General features: G+C 49.1%; 15 protein-coding genes and 2 tRNA genes. 11 read left to right on the plus strand and 6 right to left on the minus strand.

The genetic code is table 11. The features are described from left to right. Nucleotides 1-29 precede the first annotated feature (29 nt). From AC1S52_RS28275 to AC1S52_RS28310, 8 genes are all read left to right on the plus strand, one after another. On the plus strand, nt 30-1,490 hold the full coding sequence (locus AC1S52_RS28275; protein ID WP_482032389.1) for a DUF2157 domain-containing protein: 1,461 nt from the start codon (nt 30-32) through the stop codon (nt 1,488-1,490). Further along, nucleotides 1,487-2,242, plus strand: coding sequence for a GDYXXLXY domain-containing protein (locus AC1S52_RS28280; RefSeq protein WP_482032390.1), 756 nt, complete (start codon nt 1,487-1,489; stop codon nt 2,240-2,242). Before AC1S52_RS28275 ends, AC1S52_RS28280 begins: the two co-directional genes overlap by 4 nt. A 281-nt stretch (nt 2,243-2,523) precedes the next feature. After that, nucleotides 2,524-4,461, plus strand: coding sequence for a StlD/DarB family beta-ketosynthase (locus AC1S52_RS28285; protein WP_482032391.1), 1,938 nt, complete (start codon nt 2,524-2,526; stop codon nt 4,459-4,461). A 3-nt stretch (nt 4,462-4,464) separates the two neighbouring features. Beyond that, nucleotides 4,465-5,097, plus strand: a complete 633-nt coding sequence (locus AC1S52_RS28290) for a CDP-alcohol phosphatidyltransferase family protein (protein WP_482032392.1) — start codon at nt 4,465-4,467, stop codon at nt 5,095-5,097. Then, entirely contained in the window at nt 5,072-6,034 is a 963-nt protein-coding gene (locus AC1S52_RS28295) for a phosphatidate cytidylyltransferase (protein WP_482032393.1), read from the plus strand. The genes AC1S52_RS28290 and AC1S52_RS28295 overlap by 26 nt, the downstream gene beginning before the upstream one ends. After that, entirely contained in the window at nt 6,031-6,672 is a 642-nt protein-coding gene (locus AC1S52_RS28300) for a lysophospholipid acyltransferase family protein (RefSeq protein ID WP_482032394.1), read from the plus strand. The genes AC1S52_RS28295 and AC1S52_RS28300 overlap by 4 nt, the downstream gene beginning before the upstream one ends. A gap of 102 nt (nt 6,673-6,774) precedes the next feature. After that, nucleotides 6,775-7,632, plus strand: a complete 858-nt coding sequence (locus tag AC1S52_RS28305; RefSeq protein ID WP_482032395.1) for a class I SAM-dependent methyltransferase family protein — start codon at nt 6,775-6,777, stop codon at nt 7,630-7,632. A 67-nt stretch (nt 7,633-7,699) separates the two neighbouring features. Further along, entirely contained in the window at nt 7,700-8,665 is a 966-nt protein-coding gene (locus tag AC1S52_RS28310; protein WP_482032396.1) for a DUF6999 family protein, read from the plus strand. Between the two features lie 184 nt (nt 8,666-8,849). Here AC1S52_RS28310 and AC1S52_RS28315 read toward each other — a convergent pair. The 5 genes from AC1S52_RS28315 to AC1S52_RS28335 all read right to left on the minus strand — a co-directional run bounded on the left by AC1S52_RS28315 (nt 8,850) and on the right by AC1S52_RS28335 (nt 11,542). Next, nucleotides 8,850-8,938: transfer RNA gene (locus tag AC1S52_RS28315), tRNA-Ser, on the minus strand. 67 nt (nt 8,939-9,005) lie between these two features. After that, on the minus strand, nt 9,006-9,797 hold the full coding sequence (locus AC1S52_RS28320) for an MOSC domain-containing protein (RefSeq protein ID WP_482032397.1): 792 nt from the start codon (nt 9,795-9,797) through the stop codon (nt 9,006-9,008). Between the two features lie 83 nt (nt 9,798-9,880). After that, nucleotides 9,881-10,174: a TMEM165/GDT1 family protein gene (locus tag AC1S52_RS28325; RefSeq protein WP_482032398.1), complete on the minus strand. Its 294-nt coding sequence runs from the start codon at nt 10,172-10,174 to the stop codon at nt 9,881-9,883. A 60-nt stretch (nt 10,175-10,234) separates the two neighbouring features. Beyond that, nucleotides 10,235-10,591: a TMEM165/GDT1 family protein gene (locus AC1S52_RS28330; RefSeq protein ID WP_482032399.1), complete on the minus strand. Its 357-nt coding sequence runs from the start codon at nt 10,589-10,591 to the stop codon at nt 10,235-10,237. A gap of 297 nt (nt 10,592-10,888) precedes the next feature. Continuing rightward, nucleotides 10,889-11,542, minus strand: a complete 654-nt coding sequence (locus AC1S52_RS28335; protein WP_482032400.1) for an LON peptidase substrate-binding domain-containing protein — start codon at nt 11,540-11,542, stop codon at nt 10,889-10,891. A gap of 250 nt (nt 11,543-11,792) precedes the next feature. On the opposite strand from AC1S52_RS28335, the gene AC1S52_RS28340 reads away from it, so the two are divergent. The 3 genes from AC1S52_RS28340 to AC1S52_RS28350 all read left to right on the plus strand — a co-directional run bounded on the left by AC1S52_RS28340 (nt 11,793) and on the right by AC1S52_RS28350 (nt 14,466). Continuing rightward, nucleotides 11,793-11,873: transfer RNA gene (locus tag AC1S52_RS28340), tRNA-Leu, on the plus strand. A gap of 97 nt (nt 11,874-11,970) precedes the next feature. Beyond that, nucleotides 11,971-13,554 carry a glucose-6-phosphate isomerase gene (locus AC1S52_RS28345; protein ID WP_482032401.1) on the plus strand — a complete coding sequence of 528 codons (1,584 nt, stop codon included), beginning with the start codon at nt 11,971-11,973 and terminating at the stop codon, nt 13,552-13,554. Between the two features lie 195 nt (nt 13,555-13,749). After that, nucleotides 13,750-14,466 (plus strand): response regulator transcription factor, encoded by a 717-nt coding sequence (locus AC1S52_RS28350; RefSeq protein WP_482032402.1) that lies wholly within the window; start codon nt 13,750-13,752, stop codon nt 14,464-14,466. Nucleotides 14,467-14,490: 24 nt separating this feature from the next. Here the strand turns inward: AC1S52_RS28350 and AC1S52_RS28355 are convergent, their stop codons facing one another. Beyond that, nucleotides 14,491-14,973 (minus strand): low molecular weight protein-tyrosine-phosphatase, encoded by a 483-nt coding sequence (locus AC1S52_RS28355; RefSeq protein WP_482032403.1) that lies wholly within the window; start codon nt 14,971-14,973, stop codon nt 14,491-14,493. Nucleotides 14,974-14,985 lie beyond the last annotated feature (12 nt).

A 14,985-nucleotide genomic window follows, 5' to 3' on the forward strand; every position in this document is an offset into this window, starting at 1 on the left:
TATTAAGGAGCCAGCTATGAGGAGCCACTATGGTTACTGAAAATTTTCGTCGCCAGTTGCGCCAGGAGGCAGAGAAATGGTGGCAGGAAGGACTGATTGATGCCTCGTTCTACCAACGCTTATCAGACCGCTATCAACTGGATGAGATTGAAGCCTCTGCTAGCAATCGCTTTGTCACGATTTTGCTCAGCTTAGGGGGAATTCTCCTGGGCTTGGGGGTGATCACCTTTGTTGCCGCAAACTGGCAGGAATGGTCACGGGAGTTTCGAGTGTTTCTGTTGATCAGTTTGTTCGTTGGAGTGAATGTTGCCGGGTTTTACCTATGGCGAAAACCTTCTACTGGCAGGAGTTTGCAGCGTTTGGGACATGGTTTGCTACTAACGGGGGCATTGATTCTGGGTGCAAATATGGCACTGATGTCTCAAATGTTTCACCAGAGTGGAGCCGTATTTGAACTCTATTTCGTCTGGGGACTGGGTGTAGTGGCAATGGCGTATAGTCTGCGGCTCGTGTCTCTGGGTGTCCTGGCATGGATTCTGTTGTTTATTAGTTATTGGGTCTGGTGGTTCAGTAGCAGCTTTTCCCAGGAGGCATCGTGGCTAGGAGCAGTCATGCCCTACATGGCGTTAATTGCCAGTCTAATTTTTGTGCCTCTGGCGTACTGGTGTCGATCGCGCCTCATCTTCTGCCTGAGTGGCATTGCCTTTGCAACTTTCTTTGTGTTTGGTATTCGCCCCTCTTCTCTCTGGCAGTACCGGGAGGCGGGATGGTTGGTCGCGATCGCCTTTGCTCTACCTCCTGCCCTGCTGTGGGCTTATGACAGCAATCTCTGGCGATTTTCGAGACCGTCCGGCAGTCGTGTCGCTTCCCCTGTTTCCGCTTCCGTTGATCCCTTTTCCGCGATCGCCCGCAGTCTGTCTGTCTGGTTTCTCAGCATTGTGTTCTACGTCTTCTCGTTTCACTGGCTCTGGGGCAGAGAGGTCCTTTCCCCCTCCAGTGATGCCTGGGTCTGGCAACTCTGGCGTTACCTGGATGTGTTCCTGTTTCTGGCTCTGACCATACTCGGATGGTTGCGTCTGGGTTATCGGTTGCGATACCTGAGCTTGTTTCAGGAAAAGTCGGTGAATAACGGCGCGATCGCGGTCTTTACCATCCTCACGGCTGTGGTGTTCTTCTGGCATACCAGTGTGCAACCCTTGCCAATCATTGCGCCCTTTCTGGTCAACCTGATGCTGTTTCTGCTGGCGATCGCCCTGATTCGGGATGGGCTGGCGTTGGGCACACGGCGCACCTTCTGGGGAGGCATGTCGCTTCTGGTGCTGGGTATTCTGAGTCGAATGCTGGAATATGACACCGCTCTGTTGTTGAAAGCGTTTGTCTTTGTCTTGTGCGGTGTAGGTGTTATTGCTGCCGGTCTCTATTTTGAACGGAATCTCAAACCTGCTAAAACAGCACTTCCCGCGACTTCATCCCAGGAGGGCACACCATGACTTCCCATTCTCCCCTCGACCCTAATTCTGAACCAGAATCGCCGTCATCCTTGGTTCCAGCAACGGCTCCAGAAACCCTTCCAGAAAAAGGTCCAGAAGTGGAGCCGGATGTTCAGAACGTGAAACCATTACCTCGACGGACTCCGTCATGGCGATTTTGGGTGCCACTCGTGTTTCAGTCTGCCTTGATCGTGGCGATTCCGGCTCAGGATGCCTACACCTCCATCACAGGCACTCCAATTACCCTGCAAACCGTTCCAGTCGATCCCTATGATCTGTTGCGCGGCTATTCCCAAACCCTCAGCTACACCATCTCCAGACCGGATGATTTGAAAAAGCTCCCCGGTGGAAAGGAATTTTTTGACTCTCGCCTACCCTATGAACGCTCCAGCCTTTATGTGGTGCTGGAAGCTCCCCAGTCTGCCAACACCACCCCTCCCACTCCGTGGAAACCTGTTCGAGTCAGCGCCAAACGTCCCACTGATCTGGCAGATAACCAGGTGGCATTGAGGGGAGAGTTCGATCGCTGGCAGGTGATCTACGGCTTAGAAACGTATTACATGCCAGAAGATCAGCGAAATCAGTTAAACGCCGAAATTAGTCAGGTGCAACGGCAACCGGGACAGCCTCAACAACGCCCAGGTCAACCTCAACCGCAACGGCAAGCATTTGTTGTCGATGTCAAAGTTGATGCCCAGGGAAATAGTGTGCCGGTTAGTTTGTGGGTGCGCGATCGCAACTATCGCTTTTAAGAGGAGAGGAGTGAGGGGAGAGGAGTGAGGAGTTAGTTGTTAGTTGTTGGAGAGGAGTGTTTCTCGTTACCAAGATGGGGCTTACTAATCAGAGACTCTCAACTCTTGGGTATGTCCTGAGAACAGTGCCTCGATCCCCTTGAAACTTTGACTCCCTCGACTCCCTCTTCAGAATTGCCACAAACAATTTGACATTCCCCAACTCTCGACTCTCAACTCTCCAGCCGGTCCCATTCCGCTGTCCGAAATCAACCACTTATCACAATTCAAGAGGAACAATCATGCACGGTGTGTTTATTAACAGCATCGGTAAGTTTTTGCCTGGAAATCCGATCGCCAATGACCAGATGGAGGCGTATTTAGGTAAAGTCAACGATCGCCCTTCCAAGGTCAAAAACCGGATTCTCAAAAGCAATGGCATTCAGCAACGCTACTATGCATTGGATCAAAATCAACAAACCACCTATCTCAATAGCCAGATGGCAGCTAATGCGATTCGAGATGCACTCGCTCAAGTGAACTTAGAACCGTCTGCCATTGATCTACTCTGTGCCGGAACCAGTTGGGCAGATCTGCTCGTTCCTGGATTTGCCAGTATGGTGCATGGGGAACTGCCCGAACTGTCACCCCTAGAAGCCATCACCAATATGGGGGTTTGCTGTGCGGGAGTCGCATCGTTGAAGTATGCCTTTTCCCAAGTGAAGTTGGGGGAAAAGCGGACGGCGATCGCCGTTGCCTCCGAACAACCTTCTCGCCTATTCAAACACACCCACTTTGAAGCCGAAGCCAGCATCAGAGCCAGAAAACCCCTTAGTTTTGACACCGAATTTCTCCGCTGGATGCTCTCTGATGGTGCCGGTGCCTTCCTGATTCAGGACCATCCCAACTCAACTGGCATCAGCCTTAAAGTCGAGTGGATTGAACTGGTTTCCCACGCCAACGCCTACCCGGTCTGCATGTATGCCGGAACCGAAAATGAGTCTGCTCAAAAAAGCTGGATGGATTATCCCTCTTACTCCGCTGCTGCCGAAGCTGGAGTGATTAACCTGCGCCAAAACATTCGCTTACTGGACAATGTCATCAAACTGGGGGTAGAAGGCTGGCTCAAGCTAATCGAACTCGGTCGCGTTCGTCCCGATGAAATTGACTGGTTACTCTGCCACTACTCCTCCCACTTCTTCCGGGGACAAATCGTAGAACTGCTCGAAAAAGCAGGCTGCATGATTCCTGAAGAGAAATGGTTCACCAACCTCTATACCCGCGGAAACACCGGCTGCGCCGCCATTTATCTGATGCTGGAAGAACTCTTCCACTCCGGCAAGTTGCAACCCGGACAGAAGATTTTCTGCTTTGTTCCCGAAAGCGGACGGTTTACAACGGCGTATATGATGTTGACGGTTGTAGGGGAGGTGTCAGATGTCAGGTGTCAGGTGTCAGGTGTCGGATCTGAGGGATCTGAAGAGCAGAGGAACACGGGAGCAGAGGAGATAAGAGAAAACTCTTCACTCCCCAATTCTCAACTCTCAACTCTCAACTCTCAACTCTCAACTCCCCCCTCCCCCCTCCCCACTTCCTCTTCCTACCTCCTGCACCAACTCGCCCTCACCTGGCTGGAGTTTGAGCGTAAGATCCGCTCGGTGCCAATTGTGCGGAAACTGCATCGGGGTGAATTTACCGTGGAGGATTACCAGGCACTCCTGCGCAACCTGCGTCCTCAGGTGGTGGAAGGTGCCCGCTGGATTGCCCGGGCGGCTTCCAATATGACGGATTTTCGGTTGCGATCGCTGTTTATTGGTCATGCCCAGGATGAACACCGCGACTTTCAAATGCTGGAACGCAACTACGTTTCGGTTGGGGGAGCGCTGGAAGATATTGTCAATGCTGAGAAGAACATTGGCAGCGAAGCACTGTCGGCGTTCATCTTCCATCAAGCGTCACGGGAAAATCCAGTGGATTTGATTGGCAGTATGTTCATTATTGAAGGGTTGGGTAATAACCTGGCAGGTAAATGGGCAGAACAAATTAAGGAAACGCTGCATCTGCGAGATGATCAGGTCTCTTTTCTGGCTTATCACAGCGAAAATGATGAATCACACATTGGCAAACTGAATTCCTTAATCAATGCTGAGTGGATGACTCAGGAAATTGCTCAACGAATTGTCAAAACGGCTCAGGTAACGGCACGGCTATACCTATTGCAATTGGAAGAAATCCAATAGATTATGTCTGGACTATATCAACTTAAACCAGCTTTTCAACAACAGTTGCGACCCCTGGTGGCTCAGTTAGCCAACTGGGGAGTCACAGCCAATCAAGTCACGATCGCCACCGTTCTGCTTTCTGGTTTGGCAGGCACCGCGATCGTCGTTGGACATCAACAGCGCGAGGTTCTTCTGCTCATTCCCCTGGTATCGTTTATCCGCATGGCGCTGAATGCGATTGATGGTATGTTAGCCCGTGAATATGGCATGAAGTCTGCTTTGGGAGCCATGTTAAATGAGTTGGGCGATGTAATTTCGGATGTCGCTCTTTATCTCCCCTTTAGCTTGATTGCTGGTGTGAAGGGTTACCTTCTGGTTTTGATTGTAATTCTGTCCAGCATAAGTGAAATGGCAGGTGTTTTGGGTGTAGTCGTGGGTGGGCAAAGGCGCTACGACGGACACATGGGTAAAAGCGATCGCGCCTTTGTTTTTAGCTTGATTGCCCTCTTGCTCGGACTGGGAGTGGCACCCGGCATCTGGCTGAATTGGGTGTGGATCGGTGTCATTTTCTTGCTTGGGTGGACGATTGGCGATCGAGTTAGAAACGCTCTCTTAGAGGTAAAAAGCCATGATGGAGATGCTACCGCCCACTAATGTTATATGGGCTTTTGCAGGGGTATTTGGATTGCTCAGTTTTTCCAGCATCATTATTTATACGCGCTCGTTTGTGAATCCCGATCAGGACTATACCGAACTGAAACAGCGAGTAAAATCCTGGTGGTTGATCGTGTCAATGTTTGCGCTTGCACTACTCAATCAAACAGTCTCATTAGTCTTTTTTGCTTGCGTGAGTTTTCTGGCACTGAAAGAGTACTTATCGCTCATTCCCACCCGGCGGGTTGATCGGCAGGTTTTACTGTGGGCATATCTGGCGATCGTGCTTCAGTATTACTGGATTTCGATCAACTGGTACCTTATGTTTCTGATTTTTGTGCCAGTTTATGTGTTCCTGTTTCTGCCCATGTGGATGGTTCTCCTGGAAGAAACTCAGGGGTTTTTGAAAGCCATTGGAACGTTGCAATGGGGCTTAATGTTAACCGTTTTCAGTCTGGGTCATCTTGCCTATTTGCTGATGCTTCCTGTAGAAGGAAATCCGATCGCAGGCAGTGCGGGGCTGTTGTTCTATCTGGTGTTTCTTACGGAAAGTAATGACATTGCCCAATATCTGTTTGGGAAACGCTTTGGACATCACAAAGTTATCCCAAAAGTTAGCCCTAATAAAACCTGGGAAGGACTGCTGGGTGGCATTGTTACAACCACTTTAATGGCAGTCGTTCTGGCTCCCTGGCTAACTCCATTTCACTGGGTTCATGCTTTAGTGCTTGGATTGTTGATTGGTCTCACAGGTTTCATTGGAGATATCACCGTATCAGCACTCAAGCGTGACCTGGGCGTAAAAGATAGCAGTAGCCTCATACCAGGGCACGGCGGCATTCTGGATCGAATTGATAGCCTCACCTATACAGCCCCTCTATTTTTCCATTTCACCGTCTATTTCTATTTTCCTGGATGGGTGGGGTTAATCAGATGAACAAGCTGCTGCGATCGCTATTCTTTCTCACAATTGCCAAATTTGTTGTTTTTGTGATTCTGGGCTTACGGATCAGCCATCGGGAGCGGTTGCCCAGAGCCGGACCTGCCATCATCGTTGCAAACCACAACAGCCATCTGGATACGATAGTGCTGATGAGTCTTTTCCCAATACGATTGCTGGGAAAGATCCATCCCGTTGCCGCCGCAGATTACTTTTTGCAAAATCGATTCTTAGCCTGGTTTTCTCTCAACATCATTGGCATCATTCCTCTGGATCGGCAGTCGATCGTTCGTTGCCACGCCCCCCTGGAAGGTTGTTCAAAAGCCCTGGCTGAGGAAAACATTCTGATTCTCTATCCAGAGGGAACCAGAGGTGAACCTGAGTCTCTGGCAGAATTTCAGATCGGCATTGCCCACCTTGCAAAACGCCATCCCCATGTGCCCGTCTATCCTGTTTTTCTACATGGTTTAGGGAAAGCCCTACCAAAAGGTAACACCCTTTTAGTTCCTTTTTGCTGTGATGTTTTGATTGGTGAACCTATCTGGTGGACAGGAAATAAAAAGGGATTCATGCATTTGCTAAATCAGCAAATACAAAACCTGATCGCTCAAGAAAACTTTCTTGTTTGGGAGTAAGTAAATCATCTAAATTGCATCGATTACAACAATCGAAAAATGTATTGCTTCAGCTCACTGTCTTAAATTCACAATAACTACAAAATACAGGAGTTTTTTCCAATGGCTCAAACCTACCTGCCTTCTTATCAAGCATTAACTCGCCCATTACCCGCGTGGCATCCTAAGGAAATTTACTACAGCATTTTCAAACAGTTGCTTAACAGTGTTGGGCAACTATCCGATGGGATTGCGATCGGTTCAAAATACGGCTTTGATTCCGGTGTCATGCTGGAGTATGTTTATCGCAACCAGCCCTCTGGGAAGACTTTATTGGGTAAAGCCATTGATCGCGCCTACTTAAACTCCCAGGGCTGGCAGGGAATTCGTGAACGCGAGCAGATTCTCAAAAGAGTACTGCAACAAACGATTCAAACTCACATCTCTCAGGGCATTACTACCCATCTTTTAGATGTTGCCTGTGGTGGAGGACGGTACGATCTAGAAGTGTTGAGTCAATTTCCGGCAGGAACCGTAATGGCAACCCTGCGCGACTACATGCCAGAAAATGTGAAACAGGCACAGGAACTGGCAATCCAACTGGGAGTCACAGCAACGATTGAGCAAGCAGATGCGTTTAACGATGCAGCCCTTGATCGAGTTTCTCCCCAACCAAATTTGATTGTGGTGTCTGGTTTACACGAAATTCTGCCAGATGATGACCGCATCCGAAACCACTTTCACCAGTTACACCGAATTTTGGTACCCGGAGGAGTATTAATCTTTACGATTCAGCCCTATCACCCACAACTGGAATTAATTGCCAGAGTATTGAACTCCCACACTGGCAAACCCTGGACAATGCGATTGAGATCCTACGAACTGTCCCAAAAGTGGGCGATCGCAGCCGGATTCACTGGGTTTCAAACTCAGATGAACTCCTTTGGGATTTTTGGCGTTGTGCAAGCCTATAAAGAGTAGTGGATTGAATCTAATCCAGATTCCCCCCCTTACTAATCTCTACCCCCTCACTCCTCACTCCTGCAATATGAATCCAATTTCTGTTCAAGCCCAATCTGAGCAAGCCATGTCTGAAGTTGCGATCGCTCCCTACACTCCTCAACCCCACGATCGCCGCAACCCCAATGCCTGGGATGCCCTTTACCTGGATCAGGCAATTCCAGTGGATCCGGTAGCAAAAGCATACATGATCCGCGATTTGCAAAACTGGACCCGGTCTTTGTTACTGATTCCGATCAAAATCATTGCTAATATCCTGCTGGCGTTGATCATGACGGTAAAACGGCTGCTTCCTTTCCAGTTCAGCAACTACACACTGATGCACCGTTCTGCTGCCTGGTTTCTCAACACCTTTGTCACACCAGAAGCTTGCTATTTGATTGTGCGTCACATTTGTTTAGGTTCCAACATTGTCAACTTTCTAATTGATAACGGTCCTGACCCAACGATTGAGAAATCTACGCTTTACCCACGCACTGTTGCCGACCTGGCAGACAATGCTTTTCTGGAACACGATCTGATTCTCTATAACTTTGTGTTGGACTACAGCAAAGCTCAACACAAAAATCCAATCTGGGTACAGCAAGTGCAGCAACGTGGGTTGACTTACGACAGCATCAAACCTGTAGAAATTGATATGGAGATTTTTCAGCGTCACTTGTTGCGGATTTTAGATCTGGAATCGGCGATCGAGTTATTCAAAGTATTCTATTCCCTCTGCCTCACCAGTGAGGAGTTTGAACGCGCTGTGTTGTCTCTCGAATTTGATGAAAATTTCGGTTGCTATTTTAGCCAGATCACGGGTGACTACAACTGGAACCACATCATTACAAATCGCCACCCCTTAGCACCGGAAAGCCCTTTTGCCGCTGCCCATAACCTTCTCCTACACGGCATTATCACCGAGTACCTACACCGCTACCTGGAGATTCGCAGGCAAATGGAGCAGGTTCACATTCAGGACTTTTCTTCCCAAAAACGTCCCCCAAACTAACCCTACTACCAGCACCCAAATCAGCTTAAACTTCATCCAAGTTAAGAACTGGAGATTTCTCCCAGAAAAAACTACGAGTTTCTAAGTTGGTGAGGTTTCAACAAGCTGAGCTGAGGTAACTTAACTATGGAAATCGGATCACATCCAAGCTGTGGAGGTTGGGGTGAACCAAGCACAAGTTCAACGGAGAGGGAGGGATTCGAACCCTCGGATGGACCTAAACCCATCAACAGATTAGCAATCTGCCGCTTTCGACCACTCAGCCACCTCTCCAGGTGACAGTATCCAATCATAGCAGATATTGGATATTGTCAAAACGTTTGAAATAAACCATTGCAGCCTAGATGTGAACTTTTCCAGTCTGGTTGACTGTAACCGCCTCAACGGGATCCAAAAGACGATTCAGGCTATGGAAATACTCTGGTTGCCACCGATCGCGATCGTCCACCCGCTCAGACACGATTTCTACTCCTTCCTTGCTCAATCGCTCAGCCTGGTTCGGAATATGTTTGATCAACAACCGGCCATTGGTTGCCACAATTCGATGAACTGGGAGCTTCCCTGCGACATTTTTGATCAGAGTTGGAATCACCCGGTAATACGCATCTGAAACTCCCAATGCCAGTATCAGATCAGAGGTGGTCACCACTTTCCCGGATGGAATTCTGGCAACGAACTCTTGAAACCGACTCTTAACACTATCCGAAAGGGCAGGCAAAGTGTAGTCCGTGATGGCTATAGTATCCCCTACAGTGACAGTTCCACTCTTAACAACCATACCCAGAAACCCACGTCTGCCCTTGATTTGCTTTGCTAACCCTTTACTGATGGATTCCAGGCGAAAGCAGGGTTCGCAAAGAAAGGTGAGCCGTAGGAATGCAGTACCAAGCTTAAGAATTTGCCCGGAAGTCCAATCCTCAGGCATTTGATCGATGAGCATATTCTCAGACAGATCCCCGGGTTGTAAGCCAAACTGTTGCAAGCATGGCTGGTCAACGATTAAAACCTGACGAGGGCTACCCAAACGAGCATTTTTATCCCCTTCAATCCCATGCCCCTGCAACAGGGTAAAGCTGGAACATTCAGCCATTTCATGCTTAGGCTGCTTAATCCAGAGATTGAGTACTTTCATGTACAGGGGTCAGGGGGACGAAACTGAGCATCGGCGTGGTTGTTGGCTATAGTATCTCCCCCAAGTTGCTTGATCCACGATCCTTAGCTCATATCTGTGGTTGATTCAGACCGGGGCAACAATAACCTGACAGCCATGATTGCAAATCCAATCGCTGCAACCAGCTTAACAGTCCGAGCAGGCAACAGATGAGCCGTCCCCTCTCCCAGCAGCACACCCAACAGGCTCGCCAACAACAGGGCTGCGGTTGCTCCCAAGAACACCATCCGGGGCGATCGCGAATTGCCGCTAAGTGCGATCGCTGCCAACTGGCTTTTATCTCCCAGCTCGGAGATGAAGACAGTGATAAAGCTCAGTCCTAAAAGATGCCAGTCCATAGATTAAAAAATAGAAATGAAGCAAAAGCTGCCTTGTTTGACCCGCCCAACTCAAAACTCTCAACTCCTAAAAACATCCCACAACAGCCACGCCGAGATCAGAGCTAGCGTGATACCTGCTGCAATATCCAGTGTTCTGGGCGAGAGACAGGTTGAAAGCCAGCGACCAACCAGCACTCCCAGCAGGCTGGTTGTAATCAAGGCAGCGGCGGCTCCACTAAACACAATCCAGGGTGCATGAAATTCAGCACTCATGAGGAGGGTCGCCACCTGGGTTTTATCTCCCAGTTCCGCCAGGAAAATTGTGACAAATGTGGCTGCAAAAACCTTCCACCCCTGGTTGCTGCTATCTGGTGCGGTAACCGATTGGGAAGCGGCAGATGGTGCCGCCGGAATTTCCAGTTCTTCAATCACCATGCCCAACCTCAACTCTGGGTCTGATGGATGGAAGGTAGAAGAATCGCATTCTTCCGTGGACTCAAGTTCAAGAGTTGAACGCTCTGAAGCAGATGAATAAAATTCCACAAAGGTTAATGGGTTGTTCCTTTCATATTCCTTTCATTATCTGGAACATTCTCAGAAAAGGCAACCAAAAATCAGCATTTGGAGGTTTGTGGCTGTTCTCCACGCCCTGGTAGACGGTGGCATAAGTTTGGCAACTTTTGTAAAGGTGTGAGGAATAGTCAGGTAGATTTACGCCAAGCTCTACTTGTCCTACCTCAAAGTGTCTTCCAGGGTATCCTTTAAAACGGTGCGGGCTGCTAAATGATTGCGGGTTGAGACCAGAATCTCCGCTTCCCGCTCCAGCCTTGCAGCCGTGTCTTGCATTTCCAGGAGTGCCTGCTGCTCCTCTGCTACGCCATAAAGATTGCTGGCAATCCAATAGGAAAGCTCCGTTGGCAGGTCAGGCAGGGTATCTGGAAGTACAATTTCCTGCTCTGTCAGCTTAGAAGACAGTCGAACCACATCCTGAAGCAACTGGGCAACATCGTGGGCTAAGGGGTTTAGATTCTTTTGCGGTGGATGATCTTCAATCCATTCCACTAACCCAACTCGATAGGGCTTTTCACGCACATATTCCAGCACCCGAAATCGCTGCTGCCCCATAGTCAAGACTTTCATTCGATCATCCGGAAGCCGCTGAAATTGAATAATTTCAGCACAGCAGCCAACAGCGGCAGGTTTGCCCTCAGCCTGATCCCACATCAACACCCCAAACCGGCGATCGCTATCCAGAATCGTGTTCATCATAATTCGATAGCGAAACTCAAAAATATGGAGCGGCAGCGGTCTACCTGGAAATAGGACCACTTCGGGCAATGGAAACAGTGGAAGCTCTCGAACAGCAATTGAAGACGAAGATGCCATTATTTAGGTTAGGGAAAGACGACGCTTCTTCCTTTACTCTATCCGATCTAGCTTGGGGATCTGAGCTGAAAGGCAATTTTTGATCGCAAGTCAATCATTTCGATAGTCAGCCAAAGCCAGTTCGGTATTGGTAGGGGACTCACGGGCTAACTGCTTGATTGACAAACCCAGATCGTAAATTGGTGATATTTTGCTATGCTAGTAAGGCTTCTAGCGGATTGGTTTTAAATCAGTCGCTTGAATCAAATACGCGGATGTGGCGGAATTGGTATACGCGCACGTTTGAGGGGCGTGTGGCTTTGCCTTGCGAGTTCGAGTCTCGCCATCCGCATTTTTAATCAACTCTTATTTTTTTCCTAAGCTCTTCGCTTCTCACCAAGAGCATCGTTACACTATGGGCAAATCGTAAGAGGCTTGAACTTTAACTTATGGATGCAACTGCACTCTGGCAACGTTATCAAGACTGGCTTTATCTCCATCAAGGCTTAGGGCTATATGTTGATGTCAGCCGGATGCGGTTTGACGATGCGTTTGTTGCAGCGATGCAACCTAAATTTGAGCAGGCATTTAAACAGATGGCGGCACTGGAGGCAGGGGCGATCGCCAATCCCGATGAGGATCGGATGGTAGGGCACTACTGGCTGCGTGATCCCGACCTTGCCCCTGCCCCTGAAATCCGGCACGAAATCATTGATTCTCTAGACAATCTGGAAACCTTTGCCAGTAAAGTGCTCAAGGGAGAGATTCGTCCCCCTCAATCAGTGAAGTATACCGACATTCTCTCGATTGGGATTGGTGGTTCTGCCCTCGGTCCAGAGTTTGTTGCAGAAGCGCTGTCCCCTGACTTTCCTCCCCTGAACATTCACTTTCTCGACAATACAGACCCAGCAGGCATTGATCGGGTCTTTAATCGTCTGAAAGATCGGCTGGTCAGCACTCTGGTTGTCGTCATCTCTAAATCAGGCGGCACCCCAGAAACTCGTAACGGCATGGTGGAGGCGAAGAAGGCGTTTGCTAATCAGGGGTTAGAATTTGCCCGACAGGCGGTTGCAATCACTATGGAAGGCAGCAAGATGCACAATCTGGCAACCTCGGAGGGCTGGCTGGCAACCTTCCCAATGTTTGACTGGGTAGGTGGACGAACCTCCGAACTGTCAACCGTGGGTCTGCTGGATGCAGCTCTGCAAAGCATTGACATTCGCGACATGCTGGTGGGGGCAAAGGAAATGGATGCCGCCACCCGTGTGCCTAACATCCGGAAAAACCCTGCGGCTCTTCTAGCACTCTCCTGGTACTACGCAGGAAATGGCAGGGGCGAAAAAGATATGGTCATCCTGCCCTACAAAGACAGTTTGCTCCTCTTCAGTCGCTACCTTCAGCAGCTTGTGATGGAGTCTCTGGGCAAGGAAAAAGACCTGGATGGGAACACTGTCTATCAGGGAATCGCCGTTTATGGCAACAAAGGTAGCACTGACCAGCACGCCTACGTGCAGCAATTACGGGAAGGAGTACCCAACTTTTTCGTGACGTTCATTGAGGTGTTGCGCGATCGCGAAGGTAGCTCGATTGAGGTTGAACCGGGTGCCACTTCCGGTGATTTTCTCTCAGGCTTGCTTCAGGGAACCCGGCAGGCACTTTACGAAAACCAGCGGGATTCGATTACCATAACGATCCCAGACGTAACTCCTAAAATCGTAGGGGCGCTGATTGCCCTTTATGAAAGGGCAGTGGGCTTGTATGGATTTTTGATCAATGTCAATGCTTATCACCAACCGGGAGTTGAGGCAGGTAAAAAAGCGGCGGCTTCCATCCTAGAACTGCAAAAACAGATTATACAGACGCTTAGGCAAGAGACATCTCCCCTATCCATTCAAGCCCTGGCGGAAAAAATGGGTGCCTCGGATCAATCCGAAACCATTTATAAGATTTGTCGTCATCTCGCCTCAAATCAGCGTGGGGTTACCTTGCATGGTGATCCCGGTGAACCCGCTAGTCTAAAGGTTAGTGTTTAACACTGGTCATTTAACTTAGCAATGACCAATGACCAATGACCAATGACCCAAAAGCCCCATAGCTCATACCTTTCATCGGTTGTTTCATGGCTTGATGGTCATTCCATACCAGAACGGCTGACAATTCCTGGAATTTCGCAATTTTAGGTCGAGTTGACCTATTCTAGGGGTGAATGTCCCTGTATCTTTTGCTCTATGCCTCTGACGATCCTTGTTGCTGATGACGATCTTGGCACTCGCCTATCGATCAGCGATTATCTTGAGGCAACTGGGTATTTCGTTGTCTCGGCTGAAAATGGTCGTGAGGCAATTAAGCTCGTTGAAGATTACCAGCCTCACCTGATCGTAACTGACATCACCATGCCCCAGATGGATGGCTATGAGCTAGTCCGTCAGATTCGCCAGCGTCCTGCTCTAAGACTGTTACCCGTCGTGTTTCTGACGGCAAGAACCGAGACGCGAGAACGGGTGCGAGGTTATCAGATGGGGTGCGATGTTTATCTATCGAAGCCTTTTGAATTACAGGAACTGGGCGCAGTGATTCGAAATCTGCTAGAGCGGCAGCAGATGATTGAGTCAGAGTGGCGATTTGTGAGAGGGGAAGGGTCTCCCAGCGGTCAAGGAAGCCAGTCCCATGCCCCTTCTACGACTCAGCAGAACTTCCATCCGGAGTCGGTGGAGCCAATCAAAAGACCGCTACCAGCCATGGCGATCGCTGCCCTCAACCTGACACCCCGAGAACAAGAAGTCTTAAAAGTACTGGCAGATGGTTTTTCTAATGTTCAGATCGGCGAACACTTGCATCTCAGTCCGCGAACCATTGAAAAACATGTGAGTAGTCTGCTTAAAAAAACCGATACCAGCAATCGTGCGGAACTCGTTCGGTTCGCAATGGATCACCATTTGGTCTAAAAACAAAAGTTTGATGGGGAAGGGTTATTGACTCGCTAACTCTTGCTTAACGTGATCTAATAACCCCTCACAGGCATCTAGCAATAAATCAATCACCTGATTAAATCCTTCTGAACCACCATAGTAAGGATCAGGTACTTCTTTCAGAGTGTGAACCGTACAAAAATCACACATTAACCGAATCTTGTCTTGGTACTTCCCTTGCGGGTCAAGGTAGCCAATATTAGCAAAATTTTCCCAATCCATTGCCAGGATCAGATCAAATGCTTCAAAGTCTGCCCTGGTAAACTGGCGGGCACTTCCCCGCAGCACAATCCCTCGCTGTTTGGCAGCAACGGTCATGCGGCGATCGGGAGGGGTACCAATGTGATAACCAGACGTGCCCGCCGAGTCACAAACAATTTGCCCGTCTAACCCAGCTTTATGAATCAGATGATTCATAATATTTTCCGCCGAAGGAGAACGGCAAATGTTACCAAGGCAGACAAAGAGTAGCTTATAAGGCATCACTGAAGGGTG

Source organism: Kovacikia sp. CALU 1929 (genome assembly GCF_056784235.1).

Bases quoted from the DNA above. Each gene is read 5' to 3' on its own strand.
- AC1S52_RS28310 (WP_482032396.1), top strand. From the start codon at position 7,700: ATGAATCCAATTTCTGTTCAAGCCCAATCTGAGCAAGCCATGTCTGAA.
- AC1S52_RS28355 (WP_482032403.1), bottom strand. From the start codon at position 14,973: ATGCCTTATAAGCTACTCTTTGTCTGCCTTGGTAACATTTGCCGTTCT.
- AC1S52_RS28335 (WP_482032400.1), bottom strand. From the start codon at position 11,542: ATGGCATCTTCGTCTTCAATTGCTGTTCGAGAGCTTCCACTGTTTCCA.
- AC1S52_RS28285 (WP_482032391.1), top strand. From the start codon at position 2,524: ATGCACGGTGTGTTTATTAACAGCATCGGTAAGTTTTTGCCTGGAAAT.
- AC1S52_RS28305 (WP_482032395.1), top strand. From the start codon at position 6,775: ATGGCTCAAACCTACCTGCCTTCTTATCAAGCATTAACTCGCCCATTA.
- AC1S52_RS28280 (WP_482032390.1), top strand. From the start codon at position 1,487: ATGACTTCCCATTCTCCCCTCGACCCTAATTCTGAACCAGAATCGCCG.
- AC1S52_RS28275 (WP_482032389.1), top strand. From the start codon at position 30: ATGGTTACTGAAAATTTTCGTCGCCAGTTGCGCCAGGAGGCAGAGAAA.
- AC1S52_RS28320 (WP_482032397.1), bottom strand. From the start codon at position 9,797: ATGAAAGTACTCAATCTCTGGATTAAGCAGCCTAAGCATGAAATGGCT.
- AC1S52_RS28290 (WP_482032392.1), top strand. From the start codon at position 4,465: ATGTCTGGACTATATCAACTTAAACCAGCTTTTCAACAACAGTTGCGA.
- AC1S52_RS28345 (WP_482032401.1), top strand. From the start codon at position 11,971: ATGGATGCAACTGCACTCTGGCAACGTTATCAAGACTGGCTTTATCTC.
- AC1S52_RS28330 (WP_482032399.1), bottom strand. From the start codon at position 10,591: ATGGTGATTGAAGAACTGGAAATTCCGGCGGCACCATCTGCCGCTTCC.
- AC1S52_RS28300 (WP_482032394.1), top strand. From the start codon at position 6,031: ATGAACAAGCTGCTGCGATCGCTATTCTTTCTCACAATTGCCAAATTT.
- AC1S52_RS28295 (WP_482032393.1), top strand. From the start codon at position 5,072: ATGATGGAGATGCTACCGCCCACTAATGTTATATGGGCTTTTGCAGGG.
- AC1S52_RS28325 (WP_482032398.1), bottom strand. From the start codon at position 10,174: ATGGACTGGCATCTTTTAGGACTGAGCTTTATCACTGTCTTCATCTCC.
- AC1S52_RS28350 (WP_482032402.1), top strand. From the start codon at position 13,750: ATGCCTCTGACGATCCTTGTTGCTGATGACGATCTTGGCACTCGCCTA.